This is a genomic window from Bauldia sp. (assembly GCA_037200845.1).
In the GTDB taxonomy this organism is placed as follows: domain Bacteria; phylum Pseudomonadota; class Alphaproteobacteria; order Rhizobiales; family Kaistiaceae; genus DASZQY01.
On record JBBCGQ010000001.1, the window covers coordinates 2,452,066 to 2,465,532 of the forward strand.

14 protein-coding genes are annotated in these 13,467 nt (G+C 66.5%); 4 read left to right on the plus strand and 10 right to left on the minus strand.

Annotated elements, in window-relative coordinates; all coding sequences use genetic code 11:
- Positions 1–188: 188 nt before the first annotated feature.
- Positions 189–605, minus strand: coding sequence for a hypothetical protein (locus WDM94_12175; GenBank protein MEJ0013354.1), 417 nt, complete (start codon positions 603–605; stop codon positions 189–191).
- A gap of 80 nt (positions 606–685) precedes the next feature.
- The gene (locus WDM94_12180) at positions 686–1,591 is read right to left on the minus strand and encodes a PhzF family phenazine biosynthesis protein (GenBank protein MEJ0013355.1); all 906 of its coding nucleotides are present in this window, start codon (positions 1,589–1,591) and stop codon (positions 686–688) included.
- Between the two features lie 195 nt (positions 1,592–1,786).
- On the opposite strand from WDM94_12180, the gene WDM94_12185 reads away from it, so the two are divergent.
- Together WDM94_12185 and WDM94_12190 are read left to right on the plus strand one after the other, a co-directional pair.
- Positions 1,787–2,230, plus strand: coding sequence for a BA14K family protein (locus tag WDM94_12185; GenBank protein MEJ0013356.1), 444 nt, complete (start codon positions 1,787–1,789; stop codon positions 2,228–2,230).
- 26 nt (positions 2,231–2,256) lie between these two features.
- The gene (locus WDM94_12190; GenBank protein ID MEJ0013357.1) at positions 2,257–2,598 is read left to right on the plus strand and encodes a BA14K family protein; all 342 of its coding nucleotides are present in this window, start codon (positions 2,257–2,259) and stop codon (positions 2,596–2,598) included.
- Between the two features lie 78 nt (positions 2,599–2,676).
- Here WDM94_12190 and ilvC read toward each other — a convergent pair whose 3' ends face one another.
- The 7 genes from ilvC to WDM94_12225 form a co-directional block, all read right to left on the minus strand.
- Positions 2,677–3,696: a ketol-acid reductoisomerase gene (gene ilvC, locus WDM94_12195; GenBank protein MEJ0013358.1), complete on the minus strand. Its 1,020-nt coding sequence runs from the start codon at positions 3,694–3,696 to the stop codon at positions 2,677–2,679.
- A 150-nt stretch (positions 3,697–3,846) separates the two neighbouring features.
- The gene (locus WDM94_12200) at positions 3,847–4,440 is read right to left on the minus strand and encodes a hypothetical protein (GenBank protein ID MEJ0013359.1); all 594 of its coding nucleotides are present in this window, start codon (positions 4,438–4,440) and stop codon (positions 3,847–3,849) included.
- 120 nt (positions 4,441–4,560) lie between these two features.
- Positions 4,561–5,229, minus strand: a complete 669-nt coding sequence (locus WDM94_12205; GenBank protein ID MEJ0013360.1) for a hypothetical protein — start codon at positions 5,227–5,229, stop codon at positions 4,561–4,563.
- Positions 5,230–5,514: 285 nt separating this feature from the next.
- Entirely contained in the window at positions 5,515–6,030 is a 516-nt protein-coding gene (ilvN, locus tag WDM94_12210; GenBank protein ID MEJ0013361.1) for an acetolactate synthase small subunit, read from the minus strand.
- An 80-nt stretch (positions 6,031–6,110) separates the two neighbouring features.
- Complete coding sequence (locus tag WDM94_12215) at positions 6,111–7,901, minus strand: acetolactate synthase 3 large subunit (protein ID MEJ0013362.1); 1,791 nt, start codon at positions 7,899–7,901, stop codon at positions 6,111–6,113.
- A 405-nt stretch (positions 7,902–8,306) separates the two neighbouring features.
- Positions 8,307–9,173: a tRNA (adenosine(37)-N6)-dimethylallyltransferase MiaA gene (miaA, locus tag WDM94_12220; protein MEJ0013363.1), complete on the minus strand. Its 867-nt coding sequence runs from the start codon at positions 9,171–9,173 to the stop codon at positions 8,307–8,309.
- Positions 9,170–9,976, minus strand: coding sequence for a class I SAM-dependent methyltransferase (locus WDM94_12225; GenBank protein ID MEJ0013364.1), 807 nt, complete (start codon positions 9,974–9,976; stop codon positions 9,170–9,172). The genes miaA and WDM94_12225 overlap by 4 nt, the downstream gene beginning before the upstream one ends.
- 135 nt (positions 9,977–10,111) lie before the next feature.
- Here WDM94_12225 and serB point away from each other — a divergent pair, with 135 nt between their 5' ends.
- Positions 10,112–11,002, plus strand: coding sequence for a phosphoserine phosphatase SerB (gene serB / locus WDM94_12230; GenBank protein MEJ0013365.1), 891 nt, complete (start codon positions 10,112–10,114; stop codon positions 11,000–11,002).
- Complete coding sequence (locus WDM94_12235; GenBank protein MEJ0013366.1) at positions 10,999–11,577, plus strand: GNAT family N-acetyltransferase; 579 nt, start codon at positions 10,999–11,001, stop codon at positions 11,575–11,577. The genes serB and WDM94_12235 overlap by 4 nt, the downstream gene beginning before the upstream one ends.
- A gap of 163 nt (positions 11,578–11,740) precedes the next feature.
- Here WDM94_12235 and WDM94_12240 read toward each other — a convergent pair whose 3' ends face one another.
- On the minus strand, positions 11,741–13,339 hold the full coding sequence (locus WDM94_12240; GenBank protein MEJ0013367.1) for a Do family serine endopeptidase: 1,599 nt from the start codon (positions 13,337–13,339) through the stop codon (positions 11,741–11,743).
- Between the last annotated feature and the right edge of the window lie 128 nt (positions 13,340–13,467).

Below are 13,467 nucleotides of genomic sequence, written 5' to 3' on the forward strand. Positions count from 1 at the left end.
AAAGGGGCAGCCGACGCTCAGGGGCGTCTAAGAAGCAGGCCGAGAAGGAGCGAGGCGGCAAACGCGCGCTGCCCGCGGAAAACCGCCGGCTCAGCCGAAACGAAGGGGACGCGCGTCGTCATGGCCGGCTTTTTAGCGGCTCGCCCTTAACGAAACAAGCAAAGCTTGGGTCAGCATTGCTGTCCGTTTTAGTCGAAGGCGTAGACCGCGAAAATCACGATCAGGATCAGCAGCACGCCCGAGGCGGCGCCAAGGATGGGCATGCGCGCGATCAGCGCACGGTTGCCCGCCTGGATCTGCTTTGCGGTGATCCCCAGCATCACGCTCACGCCGGTGATAAGCACGACGCAGACGAACTTCGCCCAGAACGCCGGCGGCACATACTGCGGCCCGCCCCACTTGCTCCACACCAGGATGATGCCGGTGATCCACAGCACGCCGAGCCCGACCTGACCGACTCGGCCGAGCACGGGCGACAGCTTGGCGAGCACCATTCCATCGGCCGGCGCCGCCCGGCTCATCCGCATGATCGCGATGTTGCCGACCGACGACGCCACGCCGGCGCCAAAACCGAACAGATGCAGGATGAGGAGAATTTCGTTCATGGCGGCCCTCGTGAGTCTGGGCGGTAAGTTTAGCAGGGTTCCAGACTAACCGCCTATGTCGTCCCCGCGAAGGCGGCGGATCACACGTTGAGCGTCCCCTCAGCGACGATCACCGCATCGCCGCCGACGCGCGCGGCGGCGACCTCGCCGTTGGCGACGTCGAGCTCCAGCTTGATGAGGCTCGGCCGCCCCATCTCGAATCCCTGCTCGATGACGTAGCGGTGCGCGCCGGGCAGCAGCGCGTCGAACTTCCGTATCGCCTCGCTGAAGGCCGCGGCCGCCGAGCCGGTGGCGGGATCCTCAGCCATGCCGTTGCCCGGCCAGAACATGCGCGCGTGAAACTGCCGGCCGGCCGACTCCGTCTGCCGGCAATAGAGGAAGGCGCCGCGTTCCTCGAAGGCGCGCTGCCACGCCGCGCCGTTGGGCTTGGCCCGCGCGATGACGGCGAGATCGCGCACCGGCACGAAGCTGAACGCAACCCCGGCGCTGAACACGCCCGGCTTGTGATTTTCAAAGCCGATCTCGCCCGGCGTCAGGCCAAGCGCCACCGCGATCGCGTCGCGGTCGCCGCCGCCGGCGACTTCCTCCGGGTTCCGCGGCACGTCCAAGATCGCGTGCCCGTTGCCGCCGCCGGTGACGAAGACGCCGCAGCGCACCAGCCCGACCTTCTCGTCGAGCAGCACCATCATCTCGTGCCGGCCCGGACCGAGATGCTTCGTCTTCTCGATGGCGATGAGCACCGCCGTGCCGACCGTCGGATGGCCGGCGAACGGCAGCTCGGATTGCGGCGTGAAGATGCGGACCGTGGCGCTGTGGCGCGGGTTGGCCGGCGGAAAGACGAACACCGTCTCCGACAGGTTGAACTCCCGCGCGATCGCCTGCATCTGGCCATCGTCCAGCCCCGCCGCCTCGGGAAACACGGCCAGCGGATTGCCGCTGAGCGGCCTGTCGGTGAACACGTCGAGAACAACGTAGCGGTAGGCCATGGCCGGACTCGCGAAACCTGTAGCGGGCCGCGGCTTTTCGCCCGCCGCGGGTGCGACGGTCAAGCGCAGGCGCGGCCACCGTCGCGCCATATCCGGTGTTCAGCCTCCGTTCATCGGCGTTCAGCCAAACATCGTGTCAGACGGCGGAACCCAGTTGCCGCCGGAAGCGTTCAACTGACATCCGGGAGTGGCCCCATGAAGATCCTCGTTTCCCTTGCCGTCGCCGGTGCGCTTGCCGCGGGCGGCATTGCGGCCAGCGCCAGCGGCGCCGCCGCCGGCCCGTGGAACGGCGGCTGGAACCAGCATGGTCCCTACCCGCATGGGCCTTACCAGCACAGCCAGAACTGGCAGTACCAGCAGAATCCGCACCAGAATTATCAGTCCGGCGGCGATGCCGGCGGTGCCCTGCTCGCCGGCGCCTTCCTCGGCCTCGCCTTCGGCGCCATCGCCTCGCAGGCCTACGCCGAGCCGGTGCCGCCGCCCGAGCCGGCGTACCTGCCGCCGCCGCACCCGAATTACGCCGCCATCGATACCCACTTCGCGTGGTGTGCGAAGACGTACCGTTCGTACAACGGCGAGCGCGACACGTTCATCGACTTCCAGGGCATCGAGCGGCCCTGCCTCGATCCTTACCAGTAGCCCACCCCGACCGGAGGACATCAAGAATGAAGAAGATCGCAGCTCTCGGCCTCGCCGTCGCCATGGCGGCCACGGCGACCCTCGCCGTCACCGCCAGCGCGGACGCCAAGCCCTACTGGCCGCACCCCGGCTACTTCCCGCACCAGAATTTCCACCCGCACAACGGCTTCTATCTGTCGACGCCGTTCTTCTTCGGCTTCTCGTTCGGCCCGCAATACCAGCGGCCCTATTACCCGCGGTACGCGGGCGGCGGGAATCTGCATGTCCAGTGGTGCGCCAGCCACTACAAGACCTACAACCCGTACACCAACACGTTCTTCATCAAGAAGGGCGTGCCGGCGACCTGCTATTCGCCGTACTGGCACTGACACCGCCCATCGGCGCCAAACAAAAAGGCCGTCCCGGCTTGTCGCCGGGGCGGCCTTTTTTTGCGTGGCGCTGAGGCGCTAGTTCTTTTCCTTGTCGACCAGCTTGTTGGCGCCGATCCACGGCATCATGGCGCGCAGCCTCTGGCCGACTTCCTCGATCGGGTGCTCGTCGTTGAGCCGCCGCGTCGCCTTGAACATCGGCAGCCCGGCCTTGAACTCGCGCATCCACTCCGAGGTGAAGGCGCCGGTCTGGATGTCCTTCAGCACCTTCTTCATCTCGGCCTTGGTGTCGTTGGTGATGATGCGCGGGCCCGACTTGTACTCGCCGAACTCGGCGGTGTTCGAGATCGAATAATTCATGTTGGCGATGCCGCCCTCGTAGATGAGGTCGACGATCAGCTTCACCTCGTGCAGGCACTCGAAGTACGCCATCTCCGGCGCGTAGCCGGCTTCCACCAGCGTTTCGAAGCCGCCGCGGATCAACTCGACCAGGCCGCCGCAGAGCACCACCTGCTCGCCGAACAGATCCGTCTCGCATTCCTCGCGGAACGTCGTCTCGATGATGCCCGAGCGGCCACCGCCGATGGCCGAGGCGTAGGATAGCGCCAGCTCCATCGCGTTGCCGGAAGCGTCCTGCGCCACCGCGACCAGACACGGCACGCCGCCGCCCTTGGCATACTCGCCGCGCACCGTGTGGCCGGGGCCCTTCGGCGCGATCATGATCACGTCGATGCTTTTCTTCGGCTCGATCAGGTTGAAATGGATATTGAGGCCGTGCGCGAACGCGATGGCCGCGCCGTCACGGATGTTGTCTGCGATCGAGTGGCGGAAGATGTCGCCCTGCAACTCGTCGGGCGTGAGCATCATGATGAGGTCGCCCCACTTCGAGGCGGCGGCGACGTCCATGACCTTGAGGCCGGCCTTCTCGGCCTTCTTGGCGGAAGCCGAGCCCGGGCGGAGCGCGATCACCACGTCCTTCACGCCGGAATCGCGCAGGTTCAGCGCGTGGGCATGGCCCTGGCTGCCGTAGCCGACGACCACGACCTTCTTGGCCTTGATCAGGTTGAGATCGGCATCCCGATCGTAATAGACGCGCATGAAAGCCCTCTTTTAAGCTGAACCGGCGAAAAGTCGTGGCGGTTCTAGCGGGCGGGCTTCCCGAGCGCAATTGTTGACGGCTTCCGGGCGCGAAACGTCACGGCACAACCGCCGGACCGGCCCGCCCGGCGGTTGTGCCGGCGTGACCGTCTAGTTCGGCGACGTCATCTGGAAATCGTCGAACTCGAACGTCGCCGACGACTGATCGGCCGCCTGCGCGACGAAGCCGACCAGTTGGCCCTCCGCCGGCGGCTCGCCCTTGAAGTCGGTGATCTTCTCGTCGTTGACGTAGATCGTGCCGTCCTCGCCTTCCGTCGTGACGCGCAGCGTGTTGACCTTGTCGCGCCCCTGCTTGATGGCGTCGCTCTTGGTGTCCTCGACGATCGTCGACCACTCGCCGTCCTTGAGACGGAAGACGCCGGCGACGCCCGAGGGCGAGATCTGGAAGGTGTAGAGGTTGTCCTTGTCGGTCGCCCAGAAGGCGATGCCGAGATAGATGCCCGGAAGGTTGGAGCCCGCCGTCACCGCCATGTCGGCGCAGATGTCGACGTCCTTGTAGAAGGGATTGGCGAAAATCTTGTCCGCCTTGCCCGGCTTTACCTTCATCTCGATCAGGCCGTCGGTGTACGTGACGGCGCCCGTCGTTGACCAGACGCTGGATTTCTCGTCGAAATGATCCTCGAGCAGGATGGTCTTTCCCTCGCACGCCGACGCGGCGCCGGCGGCCGCGAGCAACAGGGTCAAGGCCGTAGCGGCAACTGCAGAACGCATGACTACCCCCCAAAAACGAACCCGAACGCGGGCAAGCTTAGCAGCGGAAAGCGACGCGCAAAAGCGCCTGCCAAGCGCGAAAATCCGGGATTTTCAATCGACCAGCGTCTGCCCGCTGATGACGTCGCGGTAGCGCCCGCGCCGGAGCCTGGCGACGATGCGGAGCGACAGGTTCTTGGCGACGCCCGGCATCGCCTTGTCCAGCGCCTCGATCGTCTTCTCGACGCGGAAGACTTCGTCGCCGCCGTTGGTGCGGAAGAACAGGTCGAAGAACGCGATGTCGAACAGCGAGCTCCGCGTGTAGTCGATCTCCTCGTTGTAGCCGCCGACCCAGATCAGCCGGCTGTCGATCTCCTCGCCGCGGATCTTGGCCGGCCGCAGCATCTCAACCAGCGTGAATTCGTCGCCGAACTTGCAACTGCCGAACAGCACGCCCTTGAGCTGCCGTTTGCGCCGGTTCACCTCGACGAACGAGTTGCGCAGGTACGTGCGCGACAGGCCGGTGCCGTCCGGCGCCTCGATCTTGCCGAAGTCGCCGTGCGCCGCGACGTAGAGAAAATCGACGTCCCCGCCGGCCATGATGAACCGCACCGCGTCGCGGAACGACGAGGCCCCGACGAAGCGCTCATAGGTGAACGCGTCGGAACGGTCCTTCAGCGCATACGACAGGAACTCGAAGAGCGGACGCACCGTATGGTGCCGCTCGTCGAACCAGCGCGTTTCGAGCACGCCAAGCCCGAGATGCCGCGACGACGACGCCATGCCTGTTTCGTTCTCCTGAGGGGCGGGGATACTGGCACGGAAAGATGGCCGCGCGAGGCCGAAACAGGCCCCGCGACAATCGCTCCGGTCAGTCAGGTATTATTATTGTTTATCAGATGGTTAGGCGTGATTCAAGGCGTGAAAAACGGCCCGATTGTTGGGGCCCGCATGGCTCACCTCCTCTCACTCGTCACCCCGACGAAAGCCGGGGGCCGGTCATGGACTCCGGCGCTCCTCGACGGGATGCCGGCTTTCGCCGGGACGACGATGGAGAGGAAGGCTGGCCTACTCCGACTTCGACCCCCGGCCGATCGCCGCCACGCCCGTGCGGCACAATTCGACCAGCCCGAGCGGCGCCATGATCGCGATGAATTCGTCGACCTTGGGCGAGCTGCCCGTGACCTGGAAGACGAAGTGGCTGGCCGTGGCATGCACCACCGAGGCCTCGTAGGCCTGCGCCAACTGGATCGCCTCGACCCGCGCCGCCCCAGATCCCGCCACCTTGACCAGCGCCAGCTCGCGCTCCAGCGGCCGGCCGTCGGCCGTGAGGTCGGTGACCGAGTGCACCGGCACCAGCCGCTCGAGCTGATGCTTGATCTGCGTCAGCACCATCGGCGTGCCGGTGGTGACGATGGTGATGCGCGAGATGCGCTCGGAGTGCTCGGTCTCCGACACCGTGAGGCTTTCGATGTTGTAGCCGCGGCCGGAGAACAGGCCGATGACCCGCGCCAGCACGCCCGGCTCGTTGTCGACGACCACCGAAAGGGTGTGCCGCTCGGTCTTGTCGTGCCGCTCCTCCATGAAATACACGGACAGCGGTTGCGTCGCGGCCGGCTTCGGCGCCGCGGCCTTGGCGGCCGGCTTCTTGGTCACGGTCTTGCTCACACCAGCATCCTTCCGGCTTTCCCGATGGCGTTCTGGATCGCCTCGGCGCTGACTTCGGCGCCGAGCAGCATCTCGTTGTGCGCCTTGCCCGACGGGATCATCGGGAAGCAGTTGGCAAGCGCCGCGACGCGGCAGTCGAACAGCACCGGCTTGTCGACCGAGATCATCTCCTCGATCGCATCGTCGAGCTCGTCCGGCTTCTCCGCCCGGATGCCGACGCCGCCATAGGCCTCCGCGAGCTTCACGAAATCGGGCAGCGACTCCATGTACGAATGCGACAGCCGGTTGCCGTGGAGCAGCTCCTGCCACTGGCGCACCATGCCCATGTACTGATTGTTGAGAATGAAAATCTTGATCGGCAGGTCGTGCTGCACGGCCGTCGACATCTCCTGCATCGTCATCAGCACGGAGGCATCGCCGGCAATATCGATGACCAGCGACTTCGGATGCGCCACCTGCACGCCGACCGCCGACGGCAGGCCGTAGCCCATCGTGCCGAGCCCGCCCGACGTCATCCACCGCTTCGGCTCCTCGAAGTGGAAGAACTGCGCCGCCCACATCTGGTGCTGGCCGACCTCGGTGGTGATGTAGACGTCCTTGCCTCTGGTCAGCGCGTAGAGCCGCTCGATCGCGTACTGCGGCATGATGATGTCGCGGTTCGGCTTGTAGGCGAGGCAGTTGACCGCCCGCCACTTGTCGATCTGCGCCCACCACGCCTTGTGCGCCGCCTTGTCCAGCGTCGGCTTCATCTGCTTCCAGACGGCGAGCATGTCTTCCAGCACGTTGGCGACGTCGCCGATGATCGGGATGTCGACGTGGATGTTCTTGTTGATCGACGACGGGTCGATGTCGATGTGGATCTTCTTCGAGCCCGGCGAGAATGCGTTGATGCGCCCGGTGATGCGGTCGTCGAAACGCGCGCCGACGCACACCATCACGTCGCAGTCGTGCATGGCATTGTTGGCCTCGAACATGCCGTGCATGCCGAGCATGCCGAGCCACTGCTTGTCGGCGGCCGGATAGGCGCCGAGGCCCATCAGCGTCGAGGTGATCGGGTAGCCGGTCGTGCGCACGAATTCGCGCAGCAGCGCCGTCGCCTTCGGGCCGGAATTGATGACGCCGCCGCCGGTGTAGAAGATCGGTTTCTTCGCCTTGGCGATCAGCTCGACCGCGGCGCGGATGGCGCGCTCGTCGCCCTTGACCCGCGGATGATACGTCTTGTGCTCGACCTCGCCCGGCGGAACATAGGTGCCGGTCGCGAACATCACGTCCTTCGGGATATCGACCAGCACCGGACCCGGCCGGCCATGCGTCGCGACATAGAAGGCTTCGTGGATGACGCGCGCCAGGTCGTTGACGTCGCGGACCAGCCAGTTGTGCTTGGTGGCCGGCCGCGTGATGCCGACCGTGTCGGCCTCCTGGAAGGCATCGTTGCCGATGAGATGCGTCGCCACCTGGCCGGTGAAGCAGACCATCGGGATCGAATCCATCAGCGCGTCGGCGAGCGGCGTCACCATGTTGGTCGCCCCCGGCCCGGACGTGACCAGCACGACCCCCGGCTTGCCGGTCGAGCGCGCGTAGCCCTCGGCGGCATGGCCAGCCCCCTGCTCGTGCCGGACCAGGATGTGGCGGATTTTGTCCTGCTGGACGAGTTCGTCGTAGATCGGCAGCACGGCCCCGCCGGGATACCCGAAGATATCCTTCACGCCCTGGTCGATGAGGGCCTGCACCACCATCAGGGCGCCGGTCATCTGCCGTTTGCCGGATTCGCTGCCGTTCCGCTTCATGTTCCGCTCCGTGGGGCGCTGCCGCCCGTTCCTTAGTCTTGTTCCGTTACCTGGCCCTTTCGGCCAATAAAAAAGGCCCCGGAAGGGCCTGTTTTTCGCGCACCAGCTTGCTCCGGCGACCCTATGGGGCCGCCCGGCTGGTGCGCGTTCCTACGAGGAGAATGACGTTCGACATGGGGGCTTATTTATGCGGGTCGGGGGCGAAGGTCAACGGCGGCGTATGTCGCGGGATAGGCGGTCGCCCCGTGAGAGACGCCCCTCCCCAAACGGCCTTCGGCCGTTTGACCCTCCCACGAGGGGAGGGTTCGCTCTGCTGCATGACCCAGACTCCACTTGAGCCCTCCCCTTGTGGGAGGGCCAAAACCGCACTTCGCGGTTTTGGGGAGGGGTGTCCTCCCCTCGCCGCTAAGCGTCCGCCCAATCCGCCATCTGGTTCCGGATCCACGTCATCTGCCGCTTGGCATAGCGCCGCGTCTCCGTCTTCATCGCGGCGACGGCCTCGTCGAGCGACATCTTGCCGGCGATGTGCGCCATCAATTCGCGCACCCCGATCGCCTTCATCGCCGGCATCGCGGGATCGAGATTGAATGCGGCAAGCGCCCGCACCTCCTCGATCGCGCCGCCATGCACCATCGCCTCCGTCCGTGCCGCAATGCGCCGGTGGAGTTCGGCCCGCTCGGGCAGAACGATCCGCCGCTCGACCCGCGCGGGATCGACCAGCGGCGACTGCGTGCCGGTCCGCTGCCACGCGGCAAGCGACAGGCCGGTGGCGGTGAATACCTCCAGCGCGCGCACGATGCGCGAACGGTCCGAGGGCCGGATTGCCGCCGCGTCCTCGGGATCGGCATCGGCGAGCATCAGGTGAAGCGCCGCCGTCTCGACCCCGTCGATGTCGCGCGCGATTGCGGCGCGTACGTCCGCGGGAATGGGTGGCACCGTGACCAGACCCTCGAGCAGCGCCTTGAAATAGAGCCCGGTGCCGCCGACGACGACCGCCGTGCGCCCCTGCTGCTGCGCCTCGGCCAGTACGAGGGCGACCTCCGCCAGCCAGGTGCCGACCGAGTAGCGGGTCGCCGCACTGACGTGGCCGTAGAGCCGATGCGGCGCTGCGATCTCGTCCTCAGCCGACGGCCGTGCGCTGACGATGCGCAATTCGCGATAGACCTGCATCGAGTCGGCGTTGACAACGACGCCGTCGCGCTCCGCCGCGATCTCCAGCGCCAGCCGCGACTTGCCGCTCGCGGTAGGCCCGGCGATGAGAACCACCGTCATGCAACATTGCTCTCGACGTGCAGCACGCGTTTGAAGTCGATGGCCCTCTTGCCGTCCCCTTCCGTCACGACGCTCTTGTAGGTCAGCACGAACGTGCCCGCGACAGCGAACGGTGGCCGCGTCAGGTCCAGCGCGTGATAGTTCCCGGCCGGGATATCGTGGTTGATGTCTTCCGCTTCCCGCAGCGGCGCGCCATTGGTGAGGAGCGCGTGGCGGTACCCGCCGATCTTGGGCAGGAACCGCTTGATGTCGTCGTTCGACCAGTGCTGCAGCACATCCTTCATCAGCAGAAGATCGGCGCGCGGCAAATCGATCGTGCGCGCGTCGCCCTCGATGAAGCGGATGCCGTCAGCGGTAAAGCGACTGGTATTCTCGAGAATGACTGCGGACACATCGACGCCGGTGTAATCGACGCCCGTCCAATCAACAAGCCGGCCGAGCTCCCAGTCGCCGCAACCGATATCGACTACGCTGCGAATATTCTTGTCGCGCATGAACGACACGAGGAAGTCGCGATACGGAGCTGTCGCTTTGCCGGTCGATCCGTAGCCTGACGACACCGCCGCTTCGTTGCCACGGCTGCCCCAGACCTCGGCTCGGTAGATCATGTCAAAAATCTCGTGGTGGGGCAGGTCAATGCCGCGGTGCGTCAAGTGCAGCCTGCGATAGCGCTTGAACGTCTCGACGTCTCTATATCCCGAAGCGAACAGGCGCCGGTACAGAGCTAGCGCGCCGTTCGGATTGCCGTGCACGGCCTGCCACTCCGCATCGCGAAGATGGCGCGCAACCATTTCTGGCTTCATTGCCACGCGTCCGACCCAAAGCCGCGACGCTACTTTAACGGGAAACCTTGCCGCTGCCATCCCATCTGTTATTACGACGCCGCCTCCATTCTGGCCCCGGGACCGGGCCGTTTCCGTCACGCCGGCGCAGGTGCCATGACCGACTTCGTCGCGACGTTGATAGCCCGGCCGCAGAATGCCTCCGACCTCGAGGCGGCGGCGACGGCCTGCGGCGCGGCGGTGTCGGTCTCGCGGAGCGACGTGCTCGCCGCCAACGAAGCGATCGATCTTTTCTTTTCGTCGCCCGATTTCATCGAGACGCACCGTGCCACGCTCGAGGCGAAGATCGCCGGCCGCCCGGTCGATGTCGTCGTGCAGCCCGTCGCCAACCGGCGGAAGCGCCTGCTCGTCGCCGACATGGACTCGACCATCATCGGCCAGGAATGCATCGACGATCTCGCCGACTTCGTCGGACTGAAGGCGAAGGTCGCCGCGATCACCGATCGCGCCATGCGCGGCGAGATCGAGTTCGAGCCGGCGCTGCGCGAGCGCGTCTCCCTCCTCGCCGGCCTGCCGGTGGACACCATCGACAAAGTCATCGCCGAGCGCGTGACGCTGAACCCCGGCGCGAAGGCGTTGGTGTGGACGATGCGCGCCAACGGCGCCACCGCCATCCTCGTCTCCGGCGGCTTCACAGCCTTCGCCGAGAAGGTCGCGGCCATGGTCGGCTTCAACGAGAGCCGCGCCAACGTGCTGCTCACCGCCCACGGCGAGCTCACCGGCAAGGTCGAGGAACCGATCCTAGGGCGGAGCGCGAAGCTCGCGACGCTGGAAGACGCCATGATCCGTCTCAGCATCCCGGAGGAGCGCACGCTCGCGGTCGGCGACGGCGCCAACGACCTCGCCATGATCCGCCGCGCCTCGCTGGGCGTCGCCTACCACGCCAAGCCAAAGGTGGCGGAGGCCGCCGCGGCGCGCATCGACCACGCCGACCTCACCGCCCTGCTCTACGCACAAGGCTACAAGCGCCATCAGTTCGTCGAATGACGGCGACGGTCCATATCGAAACGGAGCGCCTGCGCCTCCGCGACTGGATCGATGCCGACGCCGAACCCTTCGCCGCGCTCAACGCCGACCCGCGCGTCATGGAATTCTTCCCCGCAAAACTCGACCGCGCCGCGTCCGATGCCTTGATCGCGAAGATACGCGCCGCAATCGCCGAGCGCGGCTACGGCCTCTATGCCGTCGAGGTCAAGGATACCGGCCAGTTCATCGGCTTCGTCGGGCTGGCGCACGCCGACTTCCCGCCCGTAGCGCCCGCGGTCGAGATCGGCTGGCGGCTGGCGCGCGAAGGCTGGGGCCAGGGCTACGCGAGCGAAGCGGCGGCCGCAGTTCGCGACCACGCCTTCGCCGATCTCGGCTTGCCGGAACTGGTGTCGTTCACCGCCGAATGGAACCGGCCGTCACGCCGCGTGATGGAGCGGATCGGCATGACGCGCGATCCGGCCGACGACTTCATCCATCCGCGCATCGCGCCCGGCCACAAGTTGGCGCCGCATGTGCTCTACCGCATCGACAAGCGGCAGTGGCCGGCGATCAAAGCAGTCGCCGGGCGCCGGTAATGAAAACGCCGACCCTCCCCTTGAGGCAGGGTCAAAACCGCGGAACGGTTTTGGGGAGGGGTCGGGCTCTATCCCAAGCACCGGAACCCCCTACCGAAACAGGCTTCGCCAGTTTCGACCTCCCCTCAAAGGGGGGAGTTGAGCCGAGTTCCAGACTGCCGACCTACTCCGCGCTGAGCGGCAGGTTCACCCAGCGCACGTGCCCTTCCTTGTTCTGGACGACCAGCTTCACGTTGGTGCGGCCGTCCTTCTTCAGGGCATCGATCTTGGCCTGGAAATCGTCGGGCGACGAGACCAGGTCCTCGCCGACCATCGAGATCACGTCGCCGGCCTGGAGCCGCTTCTCGTCCGCCGCGCTGCCCGCTTCGACGCCGGTGACCACGACGCCGCCGGTGACGTCCGCCTTGATGCCGTAAGTCGCGCGCGTGTCGGGCGAAAGATCGGACAGCGTCAGGCCGAGCGGCCCGGTCATGACGTGCGGCGCGGTTGCCGGCGGCGTCTCGCCCTGCTGCATGGTCGTGGAATCGTCGCCGCGGTTGGCCTGGTCGGTGGTCCCGCCGCCCTTCTTGGTGTCGCCCGGCGCGGCGGTCGTTGCGTCCGGCTTGTCATTGGCGAGCGCCGCCGCGCTTGCTTCCTCGAGCAGGCCGAGCGTCACCTTCAGCGTCTGCTGCACGCCCTTGCGGACGATGACGACATCGACGACCTTGCCGACCGGCTCGTCGGCGACCAGCCGCGGCAGCGCGTGCATGGCGTCGATCGTTTTGCCGTCGAGCGACAGGATGACGTCGCCGGCGACGATGCCGGCGGCCGCCGCCGGGCCGGTCTCCTCGACGCCCGCGACCAGCGCGCCGGTCGGCGTATCCATCGCCAGATCCTTGGCGACCTCGTCGGTCACGTCCTGCACGCGCACGCCGAGCCAGCCGCGGCGCGTCTCGCCGAATTCCTTGAGCTGGCCGACGATGTTGAACGCGATCTCCGACGGGATCGAGAAGCCGAGGCCGATCGAGCCGCCGGTCGGCGAGATGATCGCCGTGTTGATGCCGATGACCTCGCCGCTCTCGTTGAACAGCGGGCCGCCCGAGTTGCCGCGGTTGATGGCCGCGTCGGTCTGGATGAAGTCGTCGTAGGGGCCGGCGTTGATGTCGCGGTTGCGCGCCGAGACGATGCCGACCGTGACCGTGCCGCCGAGGCCGAACGGATTGCCGATCGCCATCACCCAGTCGCCGACGCGCAGCTTGGTCGAATCGCCGAACTTGACCGCGGTCAGCGGCGCCGCCGGCTTGACCCGGATCAGCGCGATATCGGTCTTGTCGTCGTGACCGATGACGGTCGCGGGCAGCTTCTTGCCGTTCGGGAAGTTGACCGTGATCTCGTCGGCGTCCTCGATGACGTGATTGTTGGTGACGATGATGCCGGACGGATCGATGACGAAGCCGGAGCCCAGCGACTGGACGCGGCGCGGCCGCGCCTCGGGCACCGCGCCGCCGTTCTTGTCGCCGAAGAAATCGTTGAAGAAATCCTGGAACGGCACGTCGCCGCCCGGCCCGGCGTTGTCGTCCGGCGCCGGCGCCGCGCCGCGCGTGCCGGCAATCGTCTGCGCGGTCGAGATGTTGACCACCGCGTCGAGCAGCGGCGCGACGAGATCGGCGACCGAGTCCGGCCCACCGCCGTTCTTGGCCGAGGCCGGGCCGGCGGCGACGAACGCCGCGAAGAGCGCGGCGCCGAAAATCATGGGGGCTCGGGACATCGTGGTGGCGGCCATCAGCCTCTCCTCAAAGCGGCCGACCGCGGCCGCCCTCGCGACAACAATCATGCTGTAACTGGGGCGGAAAAGCGACCGCGTTTGCGGGCACTTTTCCGCGAGGCCCCGACGCCGCGCTCATCCCTGCG

What these genes read in the sequence shown, in the direction of transcription:
- WDM94_12180 (MEJ0013355.1), bottom strand. Translation starts at nt 1,591, where the DNA reads ATGGCCTACCGCTACGTTGTTCTCGACGTGTTCACCGACAGGCCGCTC.
- WDM94_12175 (MEJ0013354.1), bottom strand. Translation starts at nt 605, where the DNA reads ATGAACGAAATTCTCCTCATCCTGCATCTGTTCGGTTTTGGCGCCGGC.
- serB (MEJ0013365.1), top strand. Translation starts at nt 10,112, where the DNA reads ATGACCGACTTCGTCGCGACGTTGATAGCCCGGCCGCAGAATGCCTCC.
- ilvC (MEJ0013358.1), bottom strand. Translation starts at nt 3,696, where the DNA reads ATGCGCGTCTATTACGATCGGGATGCCGATCTCAACCTGATCAAGGCC.
- WDM94_12215 (MEJ0013362.1), bottom strand. Translation starts at nt 7,901, where the DNA reads ATGAAGCGGAACGGCAGCGAATCCGGCAAACGGCAGATGACCGGCGCC.
- WDM94_12235 (MEJ0013366.1), top strand. Translation starts at nt 10,999, where the DNA reads ATGACGGCGACGGTCCATATCGAAACGGAGCGCCTGCGCCTCCGCGAC.
- miaA (MEJ0013363.1), bottom strand. Translation starts at nt 9,173, where the DNA reads ATGACGGTGGTTCTCATCGCCGGGCCTACCGCGAGCGGCAAGTCGCGG.
- WDM94_12240 (MEJ0013367.1), bottom strand. Translation starts at nt 13,339, where the DNA reads ATGGCCGCCACCACGATGTCCCGAGCCCCCATGATTTTCGGCGCCGCG.
- WDM94_12225 (MEJ0013364.1), bottom strand. Translation starts at nt 9,976, where the DNA reads ATGAAGCCAGAAATGGTTGCGCGCCATCTTCGCGATGCGGAGTGGCAG.
- WDM94_12185 (MEJ0013356.1), top strand. Translation starts at nt 1,787, where the DNA reads ATGAAGATCCTCGTTTCCCTTGCCGTCGCCGGTGCGCTTGCCGCGGGC.
- ilvN (MEJ0013361.1), bottom strand. Translation starts at nt 6,030, where the DNA reads ATGGAGGAGCGGCACGACAAGACCGAGCGGCACACCCTTTCGGTGGTC.
- WDM94_12190 (MEJ0013357.1), top strand. Translation starts at nt 2,257, where the DNA reads ATGAAGAAGATCGCAGCTCTCGGCCTCGCCGTCGCCATGGCGGCCACG.
- WDM94_12205 (MEJ0013360.1), bottom strand. Translation starts at nt 5,229, where the DNA reads ATGGCGTCGTCGTCGCGGCATCTCGGGCTTGGCGTGCTCGAAACGCGC.